At 42.9% G+C, this 18829-nt stretch carries 12 protein-coding genes; 4 read left to right on the top strand and 8 right to left on the bottom strand.

Annotated elements, in window-relative coordinates; genetic code table 11:
- Positions 1-11 precede the first annotated feature (11 nt).
- The 3 genes from AACH28_RS12405 to AACH28_RS12395 all read right to left on the bottom strand — a co-directional run bounded on the left by AACH28_RS12405 (position 12) and on the right by AACH28_RS12395 (position 6939).
- Positions 12-1940 carry a heparinase II/III family protein gene (locus AACH28_RS12405; RefSeq protein WP_341833062.1) on the bottom strand — a complete coding sequence of 643 codons (1929 nt, stop codon included), beginning with the start codon at positions 1938-1940 and terminating at the stop codon, positions 12-14.
- Between the two features lie 2 nt (positions 1941-1942).
- A complete protein-coding gene (locus tag AACH28_RS12400) occupies positions 1943-3646 on the bottom strand; it encodes a RagB/SusD family nutrient uptake outer membrane protein (protein ID WP_341833061.1) in 1704 nt (567 codons plus the stop codon).
- A 92-nt stretch (positions 3647-3738) separates the two neighbouring features.
- Positions 3739-6939, bottom strand: coding sequence for a TonB-dependent receptor (locus AACH28_RS12395; RefSeq protein WP_341833060.1), 3201 nt, complete (start codon positions 6937-6939; stop codon positions 3739-3741).
- A gap of 256 nt (positions 6940-7195) precedes the next feature.
- Between AACH28_RS12395 and AACH28_RS12390 the strand changes: the two genes are divergently transcribed.
- Positions 7196-7888 carry an outer membrane beta-barrel protein gene (locus AACH28_RS12390; protein ID WP_341833059.1) on the top strand — a complete coding sequence of 231 codons (693 nt, stop codon included), beginning with the start codon at positions 7196-7198 and terminating at the stop codon, positions 7886-7888.
- Between the two features lie 144 nt (positions 7889-8032).
- On the opposite strand, the gene AACH28_RS12385 is transcribed toward AACH28_RS12390, so the two are convergent.
- Together AACH28_RS12385 and AACH28_RS12380 are read right to left on the bottom strand one after the other, a co-directional pair.
- Entirely contained in the window at positions 8033-9808 is a 1776-nt protein-coding gene (locus AACH28_RS12385; protein WP_341833058.1) for a TonB-dependent receptor, read from the bottom strand.
- Complete coding sequence (locus AACH28_RS12380) at positions 9741-10424, bottom strand: carboxypeptidase-like regulatory domain-containing protein (protein ID WP_341833057.1); 684 nt, start codon at positions 10422-10424, stop codon at positions 9741-9743. Before AACH28_RS12380 ends, AACH28_RS12385 begins: the two co-directional genes overlap by 68 nt.
- A gap of 299 nt (positions 10425-10723) precedes the next feature.
- Here AACH28_RS12380 and AACH28_RS12375 point away from each other — a divergent pair, with 299 nt between their 5' ends.
- From AACH28_RS12375 to AACH28_RS12365, 3 genes are all read left to right on the top strand, one after another.
- Positions 10724-10948 (top strand): hypothetical protein, encoded by a 225-nt coding sequence (locus AACH28_RS12375; protein WP_341833056.1) that lies wholly within the window; start codon positions 10724-10726, stop codon positions 10946-10948.
- A 93-nt stretch (positions 10949-11041) separates the two neighbouring features.
- Positions 11042-11536: a hypothetical protein gene (locus tag AACH28_RS12370; protein WP_341833055.1), complete on the top strand. Its 495-nt coding sequence runs from the start codon at positions 11042-11044 to the stop codon at positions 11534-11536.
- 406 nt (positions 11537-11942) lie between these two features.
- On the top strand, positions 11943-14306 hold the full coding sequence (locus tag AACH28_RS12365; RefSeq protein WP_341833054.1) for a glycoside hydrolase family 3 N-terminal domain-containing protein: 2364 nt from the start codon (positions 11943-11945) through the stop codon (positions 14304-14306).
- A 221-nt stretch (positions 14307-14527) separates the two neighbouring features.
- Here AACH28_RS12365 and AACH28_RS12360 read toward each other — a convergent pair whose 3' ends face one another.
- From AACH28_RS12360 to AACH28_RS12350, 3 genes are all read right to left on the bottom strand, one after another.
- The gene (locus tag AACH28_RS12360) at positions 14528-15562 is read right to left on the bottom strand and encodes a sialidase family protein (RefSeq protein ID WP_341833053.1); all 1035 of its coding nucleotides are present in this window, start codon (positions 15560-15562) and stop codon (positions 14528-14530) included.
- Between the two features lie 162 nt (positions 15563-15724).
- Positions 15725-17161: an alpha-L-fucosidase gene (locus AACH28_RS12355; RefSeq protein WP_341833052.1), complete on the bottom strand. Its 1437-nt coding sequence runs from the start codon at positions 17159-17161 to the stop codon at positions 15725-15727.
- 75 nt (positions 17162-17236) lie between these two features.
- Positions 17237-18829, bottom strand: a complete 1593-nt coding sequence (locus tag AACH28_RS12350) for a SusD/RagB family nutrient-binding outer membrane lipoprotein (RefSeq protein ID WP_120333536.1) — start codon at positions 18827-18829, stop codon at positions 17237-17239.

The raw sequence follows: 18829 nt of genomic DNA, 5'->3' as shown, positions 1-18829 counted from the left end.
TTCGATTCCTTTTATTTTATAGCCTTTTGGCGAATCGTAAAGGTGTATTTTCCAGTAGATTTGATGCTTTTAGCTGTGAGCTTGATGCGATAAAGTTCCTTACCCCAGACTTGACTCAAACGCGGGTCATCCTGAGGAATGACATCGTAGCTCGCTGTGAACTGACCCGCATCAAAGTGCAAGGTGGCGTGCCCATTATTGAGGAGGATTTCCCCTTTGCCAATTTTTGGTTCCTGAGCAACCAGAAAATGAATGATATTGGCCTGCTTAGGACCTGTGATTTTAAACTCATCCTGAATGTCCAGCCCATTTTGTACGAGGGTATAACTTCTATTCCAGTGCTCAACATTGGCCGACTTCGGATATGCTTTTCCAATATCAAGCTGGAATTTATTTTGTGCAGGCAGAAATGCCACATGTTCAGCTTTATATTCCTTTCCAAAAGATTGGTCGGCTCCATTGATCATCGGAACATTATGGTAAGCACTCTGCATCGTCCAGATACTGTATCTGTCATCGCTAAATGTTTTCTTTGTATAGGTGCCAACACCGGCATCAATGAACAGTGGTTGTTGGTCCTGGTATAAGATAAAACTCCCGACATCGTTATGGTTGTGACTTTCATTATTGAAACCACCTTTGGCGGCAAAGAAAAACGGACCCTTTTTTAGATATATAAATTGTGTTTCCGGATACCACTTCGCATTATTTTGAGGGAGCGCAGCGGTAACGTTCTCTAATTCCGGATAGCATCTCAGGTCCTCGAAGGCACGGAAAATATCCCTTGAAGGTTTGAAATTTGCAGTTTTGTCGCCGGTATTTTCCATATATCGGGCAAATTGCATCATCTCACTACTATTGACATCCTGTCCATAACGGTAGATCAACAGCGGATCGCCGCCACCTTTTGCCGAAGCATCGGCAAAATTAACGACCCATTTATCGCCGCCAATATAGGATTGTGCGATGTACTCGCCCATATCGCGAATTACAGGTTTATCAAAAATATTGATCTTACCCTGGGTGGCCAGCGAAAGTATTTTCAGATAATCGTACAGCTTACCCGCAGCATGTCCCCAATAGGAGGGGCCCTCTTCGCAGGCACCGTCTGTTTTGACATAGTTGATAAAGCGATCCACAGAAGACATCGTCTTATAAATCCCCGCCAGTTGAATATCGGGATTGTCTTCAATCAAAAGCAAGGCCGTAAGGACATTAAAGTTACACCATGGATTCCAGTTGTTGACCAGCTGTGTTTCCTTGAGTTCAAATGCCTGCCACCACATATCGTTGCGGTCTAGGTAGGGCTGTATAATGCGTTGTTGAATCTGTTGTTTAAGACGGATACTGATTTCGGGGTTTATTGTATTGAATGTATCGCGAAAGAAATAATGAACCCAGGAGAGGAGGGAGCCTACATCACCGGCCATCAGGTCGACTACTTGTGTTCGTTCTTGCGGTAGAGACCGTTTGGTGGACTGAAAGGCGCCAAGGTGTGCCGAGAGCGACCATGTTGCCATTTCTGTCAATTGCCAACTACCGTTTAGGATTTGGTCAACAAAGCGCCCCTGTCCTTCTGCAAGCTCCGCCAACAGTAGGTTGGTCAGTGCAGTACAATTTTCATTCATGGGTTTTTCCATGATGCTGCGGTTGCCTGAACGCTCATATTCGAGATAATCTGTTGCTTTAACGACTTGCCATTGGTAGCTAAGGGCCTCATTTCCCTTTTTGATTATACGGTCTTTAAAAGGAGCCATCAGCTTATCCCAGGCCGCCCGATCCGAATAAGCCGGATAGGGGACCCACGATTTGTCATTTCCTAGACTCGCTTTCAAGTTATCCTGCTTAAAGGCGCCCGTCAGGAGGTTCAGATCTTTTCCTAGCAGTCTTTGGAAAGAAAAACTGCTCAGGAAAAGAAATAGAATTACATACATTCTCATGATTACCAATCTTGATTTTGTGGTAGTAATGCCGGGTTCATTTCAATCTCTTGTCCTGGTATTGGCCAAAGCTTATGACGGCTTTGGTAACCCCGGGTGACGAGATTGTCTCCGGTAATACTTTTTTCGATGTAGTCTTTGGAAACGCTTTCTAAGAGGTTCCAGCGCTTAAGATCAAAATAACGCCATCCTTCACCTGCTAGTTCTACGGCCCGTTCGTGCTGGATACGTTTACTCATATCTGCTTTACTACCGACTGCCAAAAATGAACTGCCACTATTTAGCGCCGGCATTTTTGAACGGGTACGTACTTTGTTAAGCTCAGTAATCGCTTTGTCCAATTGATTGGACTCGTTGTACGCTTCGGAAAGCATCAAAAGTACATCGCCCAAGCGTATGATAGGGAAATTGATCGGTGTATGTGCGCGATCGGTAATGGCGCCTTTTAGGTTCCCTTCAGGAACAAATTTCCGCCATAGATAGGTGTACCAACCCCGATTGTTGCGGATCTGACCAAAGTTTTCGTTTACACCGGTTGCCAATATCAGCTGCATATCTCTTTCTTTGTTTGCATTCCATCCTAAGTAATGTGAATAAGGTACGATCAAGGTTTGATTCATCCGAGGATCGCGATTGGCATAGATCTGACGCAGTTTTGCTGTATCAGGTACTTTGGTTAGCGTTCCACCTGATTGTGTCGACTCCATCGCCTGTTTTTTGACCGCATTATCCGTTGTATAGTTGGGGAAATAGTCGTTCCAGTTAAAAGGGCTTCCATCACGGTTTTCGTAACGATCTGCAAGGCGTGTGCTCGGCAAACAGTTGTTCCAGTCACTACCAAAGGTTGAGCGCGTTCCCATATAGAAGGCCATTGGCATGCCATACGGGAAACCGGTGCCGCCCATATTCTGAATGGCAAAAATCATCTCCGGCGATTGATCGCCATCCATGGTGAATAACGCGGAATAGCTTGTATTTAAACTGTAACCATAGGTGTTGGTCTTGTTGTAAACAATCTCTTCAAAATCCCGGATTGCTCCAGCCCAATCTTTATTGTAAAGGGCTACTTTTCCTCTCAAAGCATACGCAGCTCCTTTGGTGACCCGGCCATAATACTTGGCATCATAGCTTACCGGCAATTTCTCAATTGCATAGTTCAGGTCATTGAGGATAAACTTATTGACATCTTCTACAGAAGAGCGACTATTTTTAAGATCAGCGAAATCTTTGTTCAAGTCGACAGTTTCATCGTATATTGGTAAGGCGCCATAGAGATTGGTGAGCTGGAAGTACATCAGCGCACGTAAGAACTTCGCTTCCGCAATAAAGCCCTCCTGTTTGGCCTTGTCTATGGTCATGGGCTGGATATGCGCGATTGCATGATTACAGCGTTGGATCAGATCGTAGGCTGCTTGCCATCTATCCACAATAATAGATGAACGGTCGGTGAACGTTCCGCTGATCACCTCGCCCAAGCCCGGAGGATCATAGCCCAGGCCAATATCGGTAAGTCCATCGTAAGAAAATTGTAAGCCGAAGGTGGCTTCTTTTTTTAAGTCATTATAACAGCCCAGTACGCCAGCTAAGGCCTGGTCTTCATTTTGCCAGAATGTGCTAGCACTTACCTGACTATATGGTGTCGTGTCAAGCTTATAACAAGATGATAAAGCAATGCATCCGGCTATGAGTAGTGAAATCTTTTTCATGAGGTTTAATTAATTAAAAGCTCTTTTCAACTTTTGTTCATAATTTATCTGTTACAGGTCGGGAACATATCCTCTGTCGCACACCTTTCTCCTTAAAAGGATAAACTCACACCAAAAACAGCCTGTTTCATGGTTGGATAGTTGGTGCCGCTAACCTCCGGATCGAAACCCTTATATTTGGTTATGGTCCAGAAATTTTCAAGCGATGCAAAAACACGTAGATTTTGCACCTGTATCCGCTTCGTAATATCGTTTGGAACTGTATAGCCCAGCTGGATATTTTTTACACGGACGAATGCCTTATTCTGTAACCAGAAATCGCTGTTTTTGGTATTTCTTGTATCTGTATAAGGCAGCAATCGTGGGAATTTAGCATCTGTAGCACCTTCAGTCCATCGGCCATCAGCAATTTCCTGATTGATCTGGTAGCCCCAGCGAACAGTAGGTGTGTAATAGCCATCCGTCCAGACCACTTTGTTGCCCGCGTTACCTTGCAAGAAGACCGAGAAATCAAATCCTTTATAATCGAATCCCATGTTAAAACCATAGGTCATGCGAGGCGCTGTACCATGGCCTACCGGAACCCTGTCATTGTCGTTGATGACGCCATCACCATTGGTGTCTTTATACAAAAGATCTCCTTTTTTAGGTGTACCATAGGATGCGAATGGATTGACTTTTTGATTGGTATTCGGATCGATTGGCGCATTATCGATCATCTGCTGTACGAGCTGCATATCAGCATCCGTCTGTAATATGCGATCGGTTAACAGGATATATTGGGTATTGATGGCATAACCTTCTTGAAGCAAATTGGAACCACTGATAGACTTGTCATTGCCTTTAAACTTGACTACTTTATTGTCAATAAAGGTAAAGTTGCCGCCAATATTGAATTTAAAGTTATCGCCAATTTTATCGCGGTAAGTTAAATTCAGCTCGACACCATTATTACGTACTTTGGCCGCATTGGTGCGTGGTATTGTTGCATTTCCGACAACCAACGGAGCGGGAAGATTGATTAAGATATTGTCCGTTACTTTGTTAAAGACATCGATCGAGCCGCCCAGTTTGTAATTGAAGAGGTCAAAATCCAAACCAGCATTCAGGATATAGGTATTTTCCCAGGTCAAGAAAGGATTACTCAGCACTGTTTGCGCAAAGCCCACATAGAGCTGGTTATTTAATACATAGTTTGTGGGATTATAAAGCGCCAAATATTCATAATTGTTGATGTTGGCGTTTTTGCGGAAAGACTCATCGGAGGTTCCATTGTTACCCAAGGCGCCATACGATGCACGGAATTTCAAGCTGGGCATCCATTTGATGTCATAGAAATCTTCTGAAGAAACCTTCCAGCCAAAGGACGCTGAAGGGAAAGTTCCCCATCGACTTTTTCCGCTCATAAAACGCGATGAACCGTCCGTCCGTAGATTGGCTTCCAACAAATATTTGTCATCCCAGGATAGGTTGATCCGACCAAAAAACGAACGCATCGCCCAATCGGTGATATTGCCAGAAGCAGAGGCATCCATAGTCGCCGCATTCAGAACGGTCAGCGACGGATCTACAAGATCGAGTTTGGATGCCGCAAACCAGCCATCTTTAAAATACTCCTGGCTGGCGCCCACCATGACTTCATAGTTCAGTTTCTCAAAGAGCTTGTTTTTATATTTGGCAATTCCATCCATGTAATAGCGGTAGGATTTGATCGATTCGTTGGTTACCGACGAACGGCCTGTACCCGCTGAGGCAATTGTATTTGTCAAAAAGTTCCACCGGTCATTGAACACGGGTTGGGAATAGACGAAATCATCGTCATAGGTATAGGTGTATGATCCTTCAATGGAAAGTCCCTCGATGGGTTTCAGTTTTCCGTAAAAGCGCGACACGAAGCGGTTTTTGTTGATGTTACCTTTCTGCGCATAAAGGCGGTGAAGTACGTTGTTGGACTGCGGGTCATCTTCCGGATTGTTTGGCGAACCAAATCTTCCATCTGGCGCACGCAGTACCATTCCTGGAGTACTTGCTGCGGCAAAAGTAAATACGTCATCGATGATGTTGGTACCAATATCTGTTTTGGAAACGACACCATTGATATTGGCTCCCAACGTTAACCAGGGTTTTACATCCGCTTCTAGATTGATACGTCCGGTATGACGTTTATAGGTTGCCTGTTCGATGATCCCAGGGTTGTTGAGGAGACCATAGGAGCCAAAGAATTTGATTTTGTCACTACCTCCGGTAAAGGAAAGGTTGTGGTTTTGGCTGATTTTGTTCTGGAAAAGGTCCGAAACCCAGTCCGTATTGGGATATTTCAATGGATCCTGTCCAGCGTCCTGGCGCCAAAGGTCGATTTTTTCCTGCGAAAATATGGGCTTAGCATTTGGATCGCCATTGCGATAGCCTTCATTGATCAGCTCCATATAGTTGGCATAGTTGGAAACCATTCCAATGGTATTGGATGGTTTTTGACTCGAGAAATAATTGTTGTAAATAACTTTAAATTGCTCCGATTTACCCTTTTTCGTTGTAATGAGGATAACACCATTTGCGGCTCTTGAACCATAAATTGACGCTGAAGCAGCATCTTTTAAAACAGATATGCTTTCAACATCTTGCGGGTTGATCAGGTTCATGTCGCCAATAACACCGTCGATCACGACAAGTGGGTTGGCATTATTGAGTGTTCCCTGTCCGCGAACACGTAGTGTTCCCCCATCACTGCCCGGTCTGCCTGAGCCCTGATTAACATATAATCCCGGCGCCTGTCCAGCTAGACCAGCTGACAAGGAGGTTACAGGTCTGCTTTCCACAACCTCGGACATCTGGATGGAAGAGACCGAACCGGTTACATTTTCTTTTTTCTGTGTACCAAAACCGACAACAACAACCTCGTCGAGTCCCTTGGACTCATTCTCCAAGGTGATCGTAAGCGGGCTGCCAGCTTGTGCCTTCGTTTCGATACTCTTATAACCGATGCTCGTGAAAACCAATGTTGCGTCGTTCTGTTGACTTTTGATTTCGAATGAACCACTTGCATTGGTCGATGTTGCTAGATTCGTTCCTTTAATCTGAACGGTGACATTGGCGATGCCTTTGCCATCTTTGTCTAAAACCTTACCCCGAATGGTTGTCTGCTGCATGGCCAGTGAAAGCTTGCTGTTTGTCTTAACAGGTGCAAATGGAGTCGCTTGTGTTGTCAGGCTAGATACGACCAACAAGCAGGATAATGGTATTGCCGGATACATCCAACGATTCGTCGAAACGGATGTGTTCTTGATCTTGATCATAGGCTTTTAGATTTAATTGGTCTGAAAAATGAATTTTCTGTGAAGTGAATTTACAGTATTGATAGAGAACAATAAGGACGTTTTCTCGCAATCGTTTTCGTAACAGCCTGCCTAAAAATCGAAAGATTTTTGGTTAATATCTGTTTAGAAAGGTATGCCTGCTGGGAGTATTTGGATCAATAATTCAAAGGTCAGTGTAGCGTCTGTAAGCGATTGTCGTTTAATAAGGAAATTATGTAAACCTATTTCTTTTCGTATGATGAATATCAAAAAAACCGCGTTATTGTTATGTCTGTCACTTGGAGCATATGCAGGCTATGCACAGACAAAATGGAATGTAAAAGCCGGAGTCGCCTTTTCAAATGTGGATGCTAAAAATAAAGCGGGCGATAAGGCCAGCACGGCCGCGGTCGGAGGCCTGTATTTGGGACTCGGTCCCACATTACGCCTCAGCGATAATTTCTCTTTAGAACCGGCCTTTATATTCGCTAAACGTGGATTTGAACGAAATGAGGGAAATGTTATAGGCTGGGGTAAGGATTTTAAAGCACATACGTCTTATATCGAAATGCCTATCGATGTTGTTTTTAATGCTACGATTGGTGCAGGTAAACTGGAGGTCGGTATAGGCCCTTATATCGGTTATGGATTAGGTGGGAAATGGAAAACCTCAGGCCCTGTCCACTTAGGTGATATTGCCATTGGTGAGGAGGGCGATATTAAATTTACGAACGACGCCAGTGAAGGTGAATATGGAAGCTATAATCTTGGGAGACCTTTTGATTATGGCGCTCGTGCAAAAGTGAACTATCTTTTTAGGGAACATTATCTTGTCTGCATAGAATTTCAGAAAGGAATTGCCAATTTAGAATCCAAATGGGGGGATTATAAATCCGGGAATGCTATACGTAACCGCTCTTTGGGTATTTCAGTTGGCTATCGGTTTTAGTGACTTGAAAACGGCGAATAATTAGTTGACGTTGTTGGAAGTATGAGTTCGTCTCATCAATCCAGTCGTTTGCCTTCAGCGCCTGCTGTCTGGAGACAAACGACTGGAAATAAATCTTTCCGTTGTACTTGCTACTCTTGCGAATTAGAATTCAATCCGGTAGTTAATGGTTGGAATAATACCAGTCCATTTTTGGGGTTCAATGATGCGTTTGCTGAAATTATAGTGCATGCCTACCGTGTTCTCTCTATTAAGTAGATTCTGAATATCCAAAATAAACAGATGGCTTACTTTTTTGCGGTTAACCCGATAGCTCGATGAGAAATCAACACGTACGTAGGGATCGGCAGTCAGGGTATTGATGCGATCTTGGTCAATAACTTCTTCGTCTAAACGAAGCGATTCTTCTTCTAGAACAGGGGAATATTTTCTTCCGCCGGCATAAATAAATTTGGCATTCAGACCGAACAGATTATTTTTATTCTTTCCCGCGGTCCATTCTTTCCCCATCAGCAAATTTCCTACATAACGTGTGTTGAATGTGGTATTGTACTCTTTACCATTAAGCGCCTTGAACTTCGAATCAAAAAGGGAGGTCGTTGCCATGAAGTAATAGCCCTTGCTCAAAGACTTCTCAAGCGTGAGCTCAATGCCGTAATTTTTGCCGGTTCCTTTATTGACAAGCTGACGGTAGTTTGATGTACCAATGGCTGCAATATCCGATACATTGAGTAGGGAGAAGTTGATGTCGGAATCGGTAGATACTGGGACATCATACAGATGCTGATAATAGATTTCTGTCTTAAACCGGAGTGTTCTGCTTAGGTTCTTTTCATAGCCAATAACAGCCTGAGCAGATTTCGTTGGCGAAAGAGGCTTGTTTGGCTCAAGGCTTGTTTGATCGCTACTCTTGGCAAAATAATAAGCCAAGGGCTCCAGTCGGTTATATAAGCCGGCTCCAAAGGAAATCGTTTGGTCTGTGGCAACATGCCAGGTAAGGCCAAATCTTGGCTCGATAGACCAGCTCTTGCTCAGCGCAAAGTAATTTGTATGTACGCCGGTGTTGAGCGTCAATTTTTCGTTTAATACTGTTTTTAACTGTGCAAAAGCATCATAAGTACTTGTATTTCCAGTCTCATTAATCCGCTCTGTCAATGCCGCTAGCTCGGTGTCGTAGGACAGCGCATAGAGGTCATAATGTAATAAACTTGCATTTAAGCCCGCTCTAATTGTGTTTTTATTGTTGGCACGATAGTTTAATGTACCTGCATAACGAAGAGCCGTATTCGTAAATTTGTCCTTGTGATATAGGCTGGAAGTATAGTCCCGTGTTAATGTATCGGTGCTATTGGAATTACGGCTAAGGGACATGGAAACAATGTTTGTAAAATATAATCTGTCGTTCGCAATGTACTGATGTTTTACTCCGGCACTTCCGGCATTAAATTTTACATCCAGATCCTGGGCATCTGTCCGTTCCTCCCATTTTTCGTAATTACGTTCAGCAGTTTGTTGGAGTTTTCCTAAGCCGCCTATGCCGAATAAGGAAAAAGTTCCGACCTTTTTTGTGGGAAATACAAAATTAAAAGAAAGATCCTGATATTTTGGGACGCCTGTGTCTGAAACTTTTACACCTACTTTTTCAAGGAGGCTCAAGGAAGAATAGCGATAACTAATCAAATAGGAGGCATCACCTCCTTTTTTGAAAGGCCCTTCTAACGTTGCTCCTACGCCCAGAACTCCAACGTTAAACGTGTATTCGCGTTTGTCGGTATTTCCTTTACGAAACTTAAGATCAAAAACACCAGCCGTTGCATTGCTGTATTCCGCGGCAAGTCCACCGGTATAGAAATCAGACTTTCCCAATACCATGGTATTGGGAAAGTCTGATTCCGCCGCCCGCAGCGCCTTCGGCCCCAAAATGATTGGGATTTACAATTTCGATACCTTCAAGTCGCCATTGTAAGCTTTTGGGGGAATTTCCGCGAACAATAATTTCATTGTCATCGCCGCCGGCAGCGACACCTGGAAAACTCTGTGCCATACGGGCGGGATCAAAAAAAGCTCCTGCATAACGATTTGTTTCCTCAGGAGAAAAGGAACGTCCACTCGTCATTGCCATCTGATTGAGCGGTTGTTTCCCTGCATTGGCGTAGACGATAGCCTCAGCTAATGCATTAGTTTGTGTCTCCATTTCCACATTAACCATATTCTCCCTACCACTGGTGATCAGTAATTCCGTAAATTCTTCTGGTTTATATCCGGCCATGCGAACTTGAAGCTGTTGACGCCCAACTGGAACTTGCTGCAGCCGAAATATGCCCTGTGCGTCTGTACTTACAGACTTTGTTCCATGACTGGATGAAATAACAATTGTGGCACCTGTAAGTGGTAATCTGGTATTTTTATCTATCACGGTTCCTTTGACAGTTTCGGTCACAACCTGATTTTTTTGCTTTGGCGATGCTGGTTGCTGGGCGAATGTAAGCCCTGCTTGAAGCGATAATCCAATAAGTAAGATTGGCGATAGTTTCATAAAAGATTAGTTTTTATCTTTATGACAGCCGACTTTCAATTTACCCTTAGCTTTTACCTAATTTTTTATTTTTCACGCCGCGAATATGCATGATTCAACTTAAGTTCACATGTCATTACATGAAATTTTATAGGTTTTGCTGATAAGTAGTTGTTAACATAAAGGTTGTTGATTACAAGTTAATTAACATTGTTATTAACATTTTGGTTGGGCTATTTTGCCCTAAATGCCTAATTGTAAAAAAATAGGAAGTCCGCTACGTTTTTAACAAAAGATCTGTTCTATACTAGAAAGTTAACATGTTTATTAACAATTTTTGGGATGCTTTTCTACAAACAGGCTGCTGGGTGTATTCAGATAGCAGAGTACATTTATTTTGGATGAATAGTTTGGGGGAATATGACGACAAAGTAGAACAGGAGGGAAAGAAAGCTTATCGATCTTTTTTGGAGAAATATCCTTTTGTACGTCCTATTCAAACAGATCACCCTAGTTTGTGGCGCGAAGTGCTCTCCGGCTCTTAGTCTATTTTTATCTGTTTAGTTAAAAATGCTTGATTTTATTGTAGCGATAATGGTAAAATGATCGTCATCAAGATATAACTAATGGAAACCGTAATGAATAAATTATTTACTGGAAGTTTTGCTATTCTCTTTTTACTGACGAGCTGCAGTAAGGAAAATGAAGTGACCGTACCTATGGATGTTCAAAAACAGCTGGAAAGTTTTGAATGGAGCCCTATCGTGTCTGCGAAAGGGACAACAAATGAGCAGCATAAGTATAAACCGAAAGATTGTGAAAAGGATAATGTGTATACGTTTACATTTTCTGAATCAGCGAATAAGTTCACTGTCAATCGTGGTAAAGAACTATGTGAGGATGATAAGTTGACATTTGAACGTTTGATTTTTGCTGAAGGACAGCATCGCGCATTTACCTATGATAAAGAGAAGAAAAGTATCAAGTTTGCTGATAGTGATCCTTACCAAAGTTATGAGGTACAGCTTGATGGTGATCAGCTCATATTAATCTCGCGCGATAATAATCCTGCAGCATACGTACTACCAATTGAATATTATTTTCAAGGTAAGCGAACGGCTGCAACAAAATAAGTAGTATATTTCCTTTAACATTCAAAATAAAGACGGCTTGCCGTCTTTATTTTTTTGTTCAATTCTGTTTTGATGAAGTTGCAATTGAATCTTTCACATTAGTTTTTTCTTTGTCTACCTGTTTTGTTGTTGCCTAACGTGCAAGAATGAATTTCGTGGATGTTTGCCATTTGCTCTCCTCTACTTCAATACATAAAGTAGACCCTGTGTTAGGTTGTTTAGATGAACGCTGTTCAAACCAATGCTGCCGCCCTATGATTATTAAAAGAAATGGGAATCAAAATTTAACTTGATTATTTAGGCTAAATCGTTAATTTAGTGGTTTGGAAACCGGTTGCATAGATAATGTGAAATAATAAAACCGGATCCAATTAATGAAGAAAACTAGATAAATAATAATCCACTTATGAAAGTCCGTATATTACTTATGGCGGCAATGGCGACATTGCTCTGCCCACAACTTCAAGCCCAGCAATTGCCCTATAAGAATAGTACAATACCAATTGAAAAACGGGTAAGTGATCTATTGGGAAGAATGACTGTGGAAGAGAAAGTCGGGCAATTGAGTAAATTGCTGGGCTGGGAAATGTATAGCAAAAACGGAAAGCAGGTTACAATCAGCAATAAATTGCGGAAGGCAGTAAAAGAACAGCATATCGGATTGTTATGGGCAACCTTACGTGCCGATCCTTGGACACAGAAAACCTTGCTGAATGGCCTGAGCCCTGTAGAAGCTGCGCGCGCTACAAATGCAATCCAACGCTATATGGTGGATAGTACTCGACTAGGGATTCCATTGTTGTTGTCTGAGGAGGCGCCACACGGACATATGGCGATTGGTGCAACAGTGTTCCCTACTGCGATCGGACAGGCGAGTACATGGAACCCACAGTTGATTCAGGATATGGCATCAACAATCGCCATGGAGACTTATGCTGTGGGCGGTAAAAACGGCTACGGTCCTGTATTAGATTTAGCACGAGATCCACGTTGGTCGCGTACTGAAGAGACCTATGGGGAGGATCCCTATCTGATCGGTCAGATGGGAACTGCAATGATCCGTGGTTTTCAGGGTGAGAAGCTAGGTGAGCGTGATAAGATAATAGGAACTTTAAAGCATTTTGTAGCCTATGCTGCTCCAGATGGCGGTCACAATGGTGAGTCCGTATCGTTTGGAGAACGAAGCCTCAGACAATATTTCCTGCCGCCTTTTGAGCGTGCTGTAAAATCAGGAGCTGGGTCGGTTATGACAGCATACAATAGCATTGATGGTATTCCCTGCTCTGCCAATCCCTGGTTGCTAAAAGACATTCTACGTAAAGACTGGGGATTTACGGGGTTTGTCGTATCGGATCTATTGAGTATATCAGGGCTCAATGGAGGGCATGCAACAGCAGCGACTGCAGAAGAAGCGGCTTCACAAAGTATACATGCCGGATTGGATGTCGATCTAAGCGGGACTGGTTATGGTTCAAATCTGCTTAAGGCTGTACAACAGGGGCTCGTTGAACCTGCTGTTCTTGATACAGCAGTGGCCCATGTACTGCGAATGAAGTTCAATCTGGGGCTTTTTGATCATCCTTATGTGGATGAAAAGTTGGTAGCCCAAAAAGTCGCTACGGCACAAAATAAAACGGTGGCAAGACAGGTGGCCCGCGAGTCGATTGTTTTGCTTAAAAACGATCAGCATATCTTACCCTTAAGTAAATCGTTGAAACGCATAGCCGTTATAGGACCGAATGCCGACAATGCCTATAATCAGCTGGGCGATTATACGGCTCCACAAGCTGAAGGGAAAGTTCAGACCCTGTTGACCGGAATACGGGCGGCAGTTGGTAACAGTACCAGGGTCGATTATGTGAAAGGTTGTGCAATCCGTGATACAAGCAATTCCGATATTGCTGCCGCCGTCGCAGCTGCAAAGCAGGCCGATGCGGTGGTTTTAGTTCTGGGTGGTTCGAGTGCACGTGATTTTAAAACGTCGTATCAAGCAACTGGAGCAGCCAATGTTGATCCCAATACAGTAAGTGATATGGAGAGCGGAGAAGGATTTGATCGCGTTTCCCTGGATATGATGGGCGATCAGATCAAGTTGCTGAAAGCGATACAGGCAACGGGAAAACCAGTTGTACTTGTTACGATTATGGGAAGACCATTGAACTTAAATTGGGCGGCTGAACACGTGCCTGCGATCGTGAATGCCTGGTATCCGGGACAGGAGGGAGGTTTGGCTATTGCCGATGTATTGTTCGGTGACTATAATCCGGCTGGAAGATTACCGATTTCGGTACCTCGTTCGGTCGGCCAGCTTCCTGTACATTACAACCATACAAAACCTAAACATCACGATTATGTGGAAATGTCGGCCAAACCATTGTATGCTTTTGGTTATGGGTTGAGCTACAGTAGCTTTGATTACTCCAATTTACAGGTCTCATTGAAGGAAGCTGACAATGATTTTGCGTGTACGGTGTCCTTCGACGTGGCAAATAATGGCAAATTGGCGGGCGATGAAGTCACTCAGCTGTATGTTGTGGACGAAGTAAGTTCGGTGGTGACACCGGTGATGCAGTTGAAGCGGTTTGAGCGTAAAAACATTGCCGCAGGAAAGAAAGAACGTTATTCTTTTCAATTGACCAAGGAGGACCTCAAACTTTGGAATGCAGGAAACGAATGGAAGACAGAAAAAGGCAGGTTTAAACTTTTGGTCGGCGCATCTTCCGATGATATCCGGTTGAAGGGAGAAACGGTTTTAACAAAGGATTATTAATCCTAGACAAAAATATAAAGTGGGGCGGTCCAATGTTTTTGGACCGCCCCATTTTATATCTTGCGAGTTGAAACCACCTACTGTACCATTTCAAACTGCTGTATTATTTCGAATATTAGATCCATAGTGATTTATATTAAATGCCAGACAATCTCTTTTTTGCTGTACCGATAGCTTGGTGTCTTAGTCGGATCTATTGGCACTGTTTCTGTTCAAGAAAGTTACCTGAGCACAATATGCTTGATACTTTTCCTATTCCAGGTATAGGTGATGTGGATAAGACCGTTTGTGTCCTGAATAATTGTCGGATAAGAATACTCATCGTTCTTTACCCCATCTTCAAGGGTTAGGACATCTTTCCACTGTAAGCCATCCTTTGATATGGCGACATGCAGTTTTGTGCGTCCTTCCCACCAGTCGTTGCCAGCGATGGCCGGATTGAAGACAATCATAAATAAACCATTATTTAAACGGATGGCGTCGGTGGCTGAATTGGGATTGAGCAGGTTTGTGGCTTGCCAGGGCCCCCAGGTAAGGCCTTCATCTGCTGAGAATGCGGCCATCACCTTATTTTCTTTACTTCTACAGAGCGCCTGAATGCGTCCATCCGCGTGTTGGATCACACTTGGCTGAATAACCTGAATACTGGTATCGGGACGTATCGTACTGATGGACCAGGAACGACCATGATCGTGACTGATTTCCAGGTGTGCTTTCCAGATTTCTTCTTTGGACTCCGTGCTGGAAGGGGAGAGAAGCAGTCCGTTTGTCAAGGTGAGCGGTTTATTCTTGATAGGCCCCAATATACCTTCAGGCAACTGCTGCGCTGCAGACCAGGTCGTTCCTTTATCCAGCGAATGTTTCATATAGCCTTTCCACTCTCTGGGATTGGGCCCTATTTTATAATACAAAGATAGGGTGTCACTGTGCGGGTATTGATAGAAGACAGGATTCCATGTTGGAAAGCGGTTGTCAGCAAGGATACCATCTGCAATCTGTACAGGACGCTGCCACTGCCCGTTGCTATACAGTGAGCTCCAGATAACAACATCGGGGTTAGATTCGTGCGTACCACCAAACCAGGCCGCCAATAAACTGTCTTTTCCGATGACTTGAATCGTGGAAGCATGGCATTGTTGGAATGGAACCTGGCCTGTTTTAAAAATTTGCTCTGATACCAGGATCTGCGGTTTATACGTTGCACACGAGGATAGAAAAAGAAGGATAAATAGTTGAAATAGGTTGATTTTTTTCATTGGAATTTAAGGTTTTAAAAACCCCATAGTTTGTTGATGTCTTATTTTCTTATTCCTGAGCAGAGGCTTTGGGAATATTGAGATGTTCAGGCGGTGATCGGTAAACAAATGACCTCGTTAAATGATAAAATTCCGTTGGATTATATCCCACGGAATTTTATATTATTTGCTTTGCAATTGAATTGCAGTAGCATAGCTAAATCGTGTACTAGGGCTTCTCAAGGTAATTTGGTTACCACGTTGAGACCAGTCCAATTTACCTTTATGACCCAAAATAGCGATTTTCTTTACGTTAAAGTTATCAGGTACTTGAAAGACGTATTCATTGGGTTGTTGGTAATTATCGCCTTCAGAAAGATGGAATACATTGACCACTTTATTGTCTTTGCTTCTAGTGTAGTAATAGTCACCTTGGTGATATGGAGCAATCGTACGTGTTGCAAAAACGGCGGTTTGATTGATTTTCATCCAGGCTGCCAGTTCGTTCAAGCGATCGTATGCTGCCTGATCGTAATCTCCTGTTGGACCAGGGGCGATGTTCAATAGGTAGTTTCCACCGCGGGAAATGATTTTTACCAATGTTTCAACAATCTTTTTGGTCGGTTTGTATTGGTCGTTGGGCACATAGCTGAACGAATTTCCCATGGTGATGCAACTTTCCCATGGAATATCCAAGGGATGTTCGGGAATCGCTTGTTCAGGTGTGACATAATTTTCCCAGTTTCCAGGTACCGTACGGTCGACAACGATAATGCCGGGTTGATTTTTCCTTGCCATGCCACCAATGCGGTCCATGTCAATATTCTGATCCATTTTGATGGTCTGTTGCCAGTCAACAGATTTGTCAACGGTTTCTAAGGGGCGCACCTGGCCACCATCCAACCAAAGAATGTCAACTTTGCCATATGCTGAGGTCAGTTCGTTGATTTGATTGTAGGTGAAATCTTTGAATTTTTGCCAACGATCCGGATATTTTTTAGGGTCATAATTTACATTTCTGTCTTTTGGCGGAAAGTAGGACCACCAGTAGTAATCCGAGTGCCAGTCCGGTTTGGAGAAATAAGCCCCAATTTTAAAACCGTCATTGCGGAAAGTATTGAAGATTTCTTTGGTCACATTTGCCTTTGGGTTTGTCGAAAATGGCGTTTTGGAGGATGTAATTTTATAATCCGACTCTTTGGTATCGAACATGGCAAATCCATCGTGATGTTTTGTTGTAAAGACAACATATTTCATGCCGGCAGCTTTTGCGGCATCGGCCCATTTTTGTGGATTGAAATCCGTAGGGTTAAAGGTGGTCTGTAGATTTTCGTAGTTCTTGAGGTATTCAAAATAAGTTTTACCATGTTCGGGTTTGCGTTGGGTCCAGCCTTCGTCTTCAGGACAGATACTCCAGCTTTCAACGATTCCCCATTGACTATAGGTACCCCAGTGCATGAAAAGACCAAACTTCATATCTTGCCATTGTTCGAGGTTTTCAGTTACTAAGGGATCTGTCGGTTTTTGATAGCCATTAGATACGTTGTGTGCTTGACCAAACGCTAGTGTTGCGCTTGAAGCGATCAGCGCAGTAGATATAATGGTTTTTAGTTTTTGCATGGATAAAGATAGTGAAAATGATAAAAAGAAGGCCACCTTAGGTGGCCTTCTTATAGATAGATGTAATTAATTACGTTAATTAACGTCCCAGAAGATTTTGGTATCAAGCTTATCTTTGCTTTTTACAGCGTCATAATTTGTTCCATTTAAATTCACTTCTGTTGCTGGAATATTCCATCGCGTTGGTACAGTTTTTTGAATATCGGATACCTCTGTTCTAAAGGTAAATACTGGGTAATTTAATCTTCTTACTTCTGCCCAGGATTGTAAAGGTTGAATAACGTTGAAATGCAACCATTTTTGAGTAGCGATTAATTGAATATTATTTGTTCCCCATCCAATATTTGAGATATAGGTGTTAATCTGAGCATCTGTTGGTTGCGCTGCGGCAGTGGTCGTATTGTCTTTGCTTAATGCCCTAATCGCAGGGAATAGTGCAATGGATTGTTTTATGCCCTGCTCGAAAGCTGATTTTGCAGCCGCATTATTTCCAGTCCTGTTGTAATACTCAGCCAGTAAATAATTGACTTCCGATGCCGTGATCAGTAACCCTGGAAAATATTCATTTCTCGAGTAAGTAGAACGATTATAGATGGCAATCTTACTCGGATTAGCTGGTGTTCCGGAAATCAAAGCAGTTTGTTCTGCACTCGTTAAAGACTGATCTAGTCCAATATAGGCCCCATTTGCACCTTGTCCAGGTTCAAAAATAAATGGTAACCTCGGATCTGCCTTTGAAACCATGTTGTCAATCATCACTTTCCCGGCAATATTGGCATTCCAGCTTTCTAAACCATCTCTAAATCCTCTCGCATTGATATCGGATCCCGAATTGAAGACACTAATGTCAATATTATCAGCATTGGTGAGAGTTAATGGATAGGTTGACTGATTTCCAATGATGTCGGCCAACTCTTGGTTTGCTCTTGCTGTAAATGTTGAGGCAGCACTTACGCGAGTCAACATACGTAAGCGAAGGGAATTACAATATTTTTTCCATAGTGTTATATCACCTTTATTGATTAAATCTTGTGTTTTAAAAGACGTAGAAACACCTGAAGTTAGTGCTGGCAGCGTATTAAGCTCGGTACTGATGGCTTTTAGGTCATCCAGCATCGTTTTATAAATATCTTCTGCAGTATCATATTTAGCATACGAGCTCGGATAATTTCCACCATTGGTACTCAACATGCCTGCCTGCGACCAAGGGATATCTCCATGTAAATCAACAACCTGTTGCGTTTGATCATAAAAGAAAATTTTCGCTGCAAGGTAAAATATGCGTAGCTGAGTTCGCTCTGCTTCTGGCAGTGCTGTATATACTTTTTCAAATTCTCTGTATTGTGCAAGACCTGCATAATAAGTATTCCAACGATCCTGGGTAGAAGCACCTCCAGGTATCAATTGATTATTTTCATTTGCCCATCCCGTAGCCTGAACATAGCGATTAGCAGTCGATCGGAGGATAACAAAGTAATTCCAGTAACTTGGGACAACCAGTTCTCTGTAGGAATAGGTAATTCCCGCAAACTGTTTGTCGGCTGACACTTCACTTATTTTTCCTGGATCTCTATATAACTCATCAAAAGATGATTTACTACATGAGGTTATTGCTGTAATACCCGCGGCACATAGACCAGCAAGTAAGATGTGTTTTTTGATTTTCAT

It is taken from the genome of Sphingobacterium thalpophilum (assembly GCF_038396785.1).
GTDB classification, from domain to species: Bacteria; Bacteroidota; Bacteroidia; order Sphingobacteriales; family Sphingobacteriaceae; genus Sphingobacterium; species Sphingobacterium thalpophilum_A.
The sequence above is the reverse complement of the archived record's forward strand: the minus strand, read 5'-3'. Positions and strand labels throughout refer to the sequence as shown.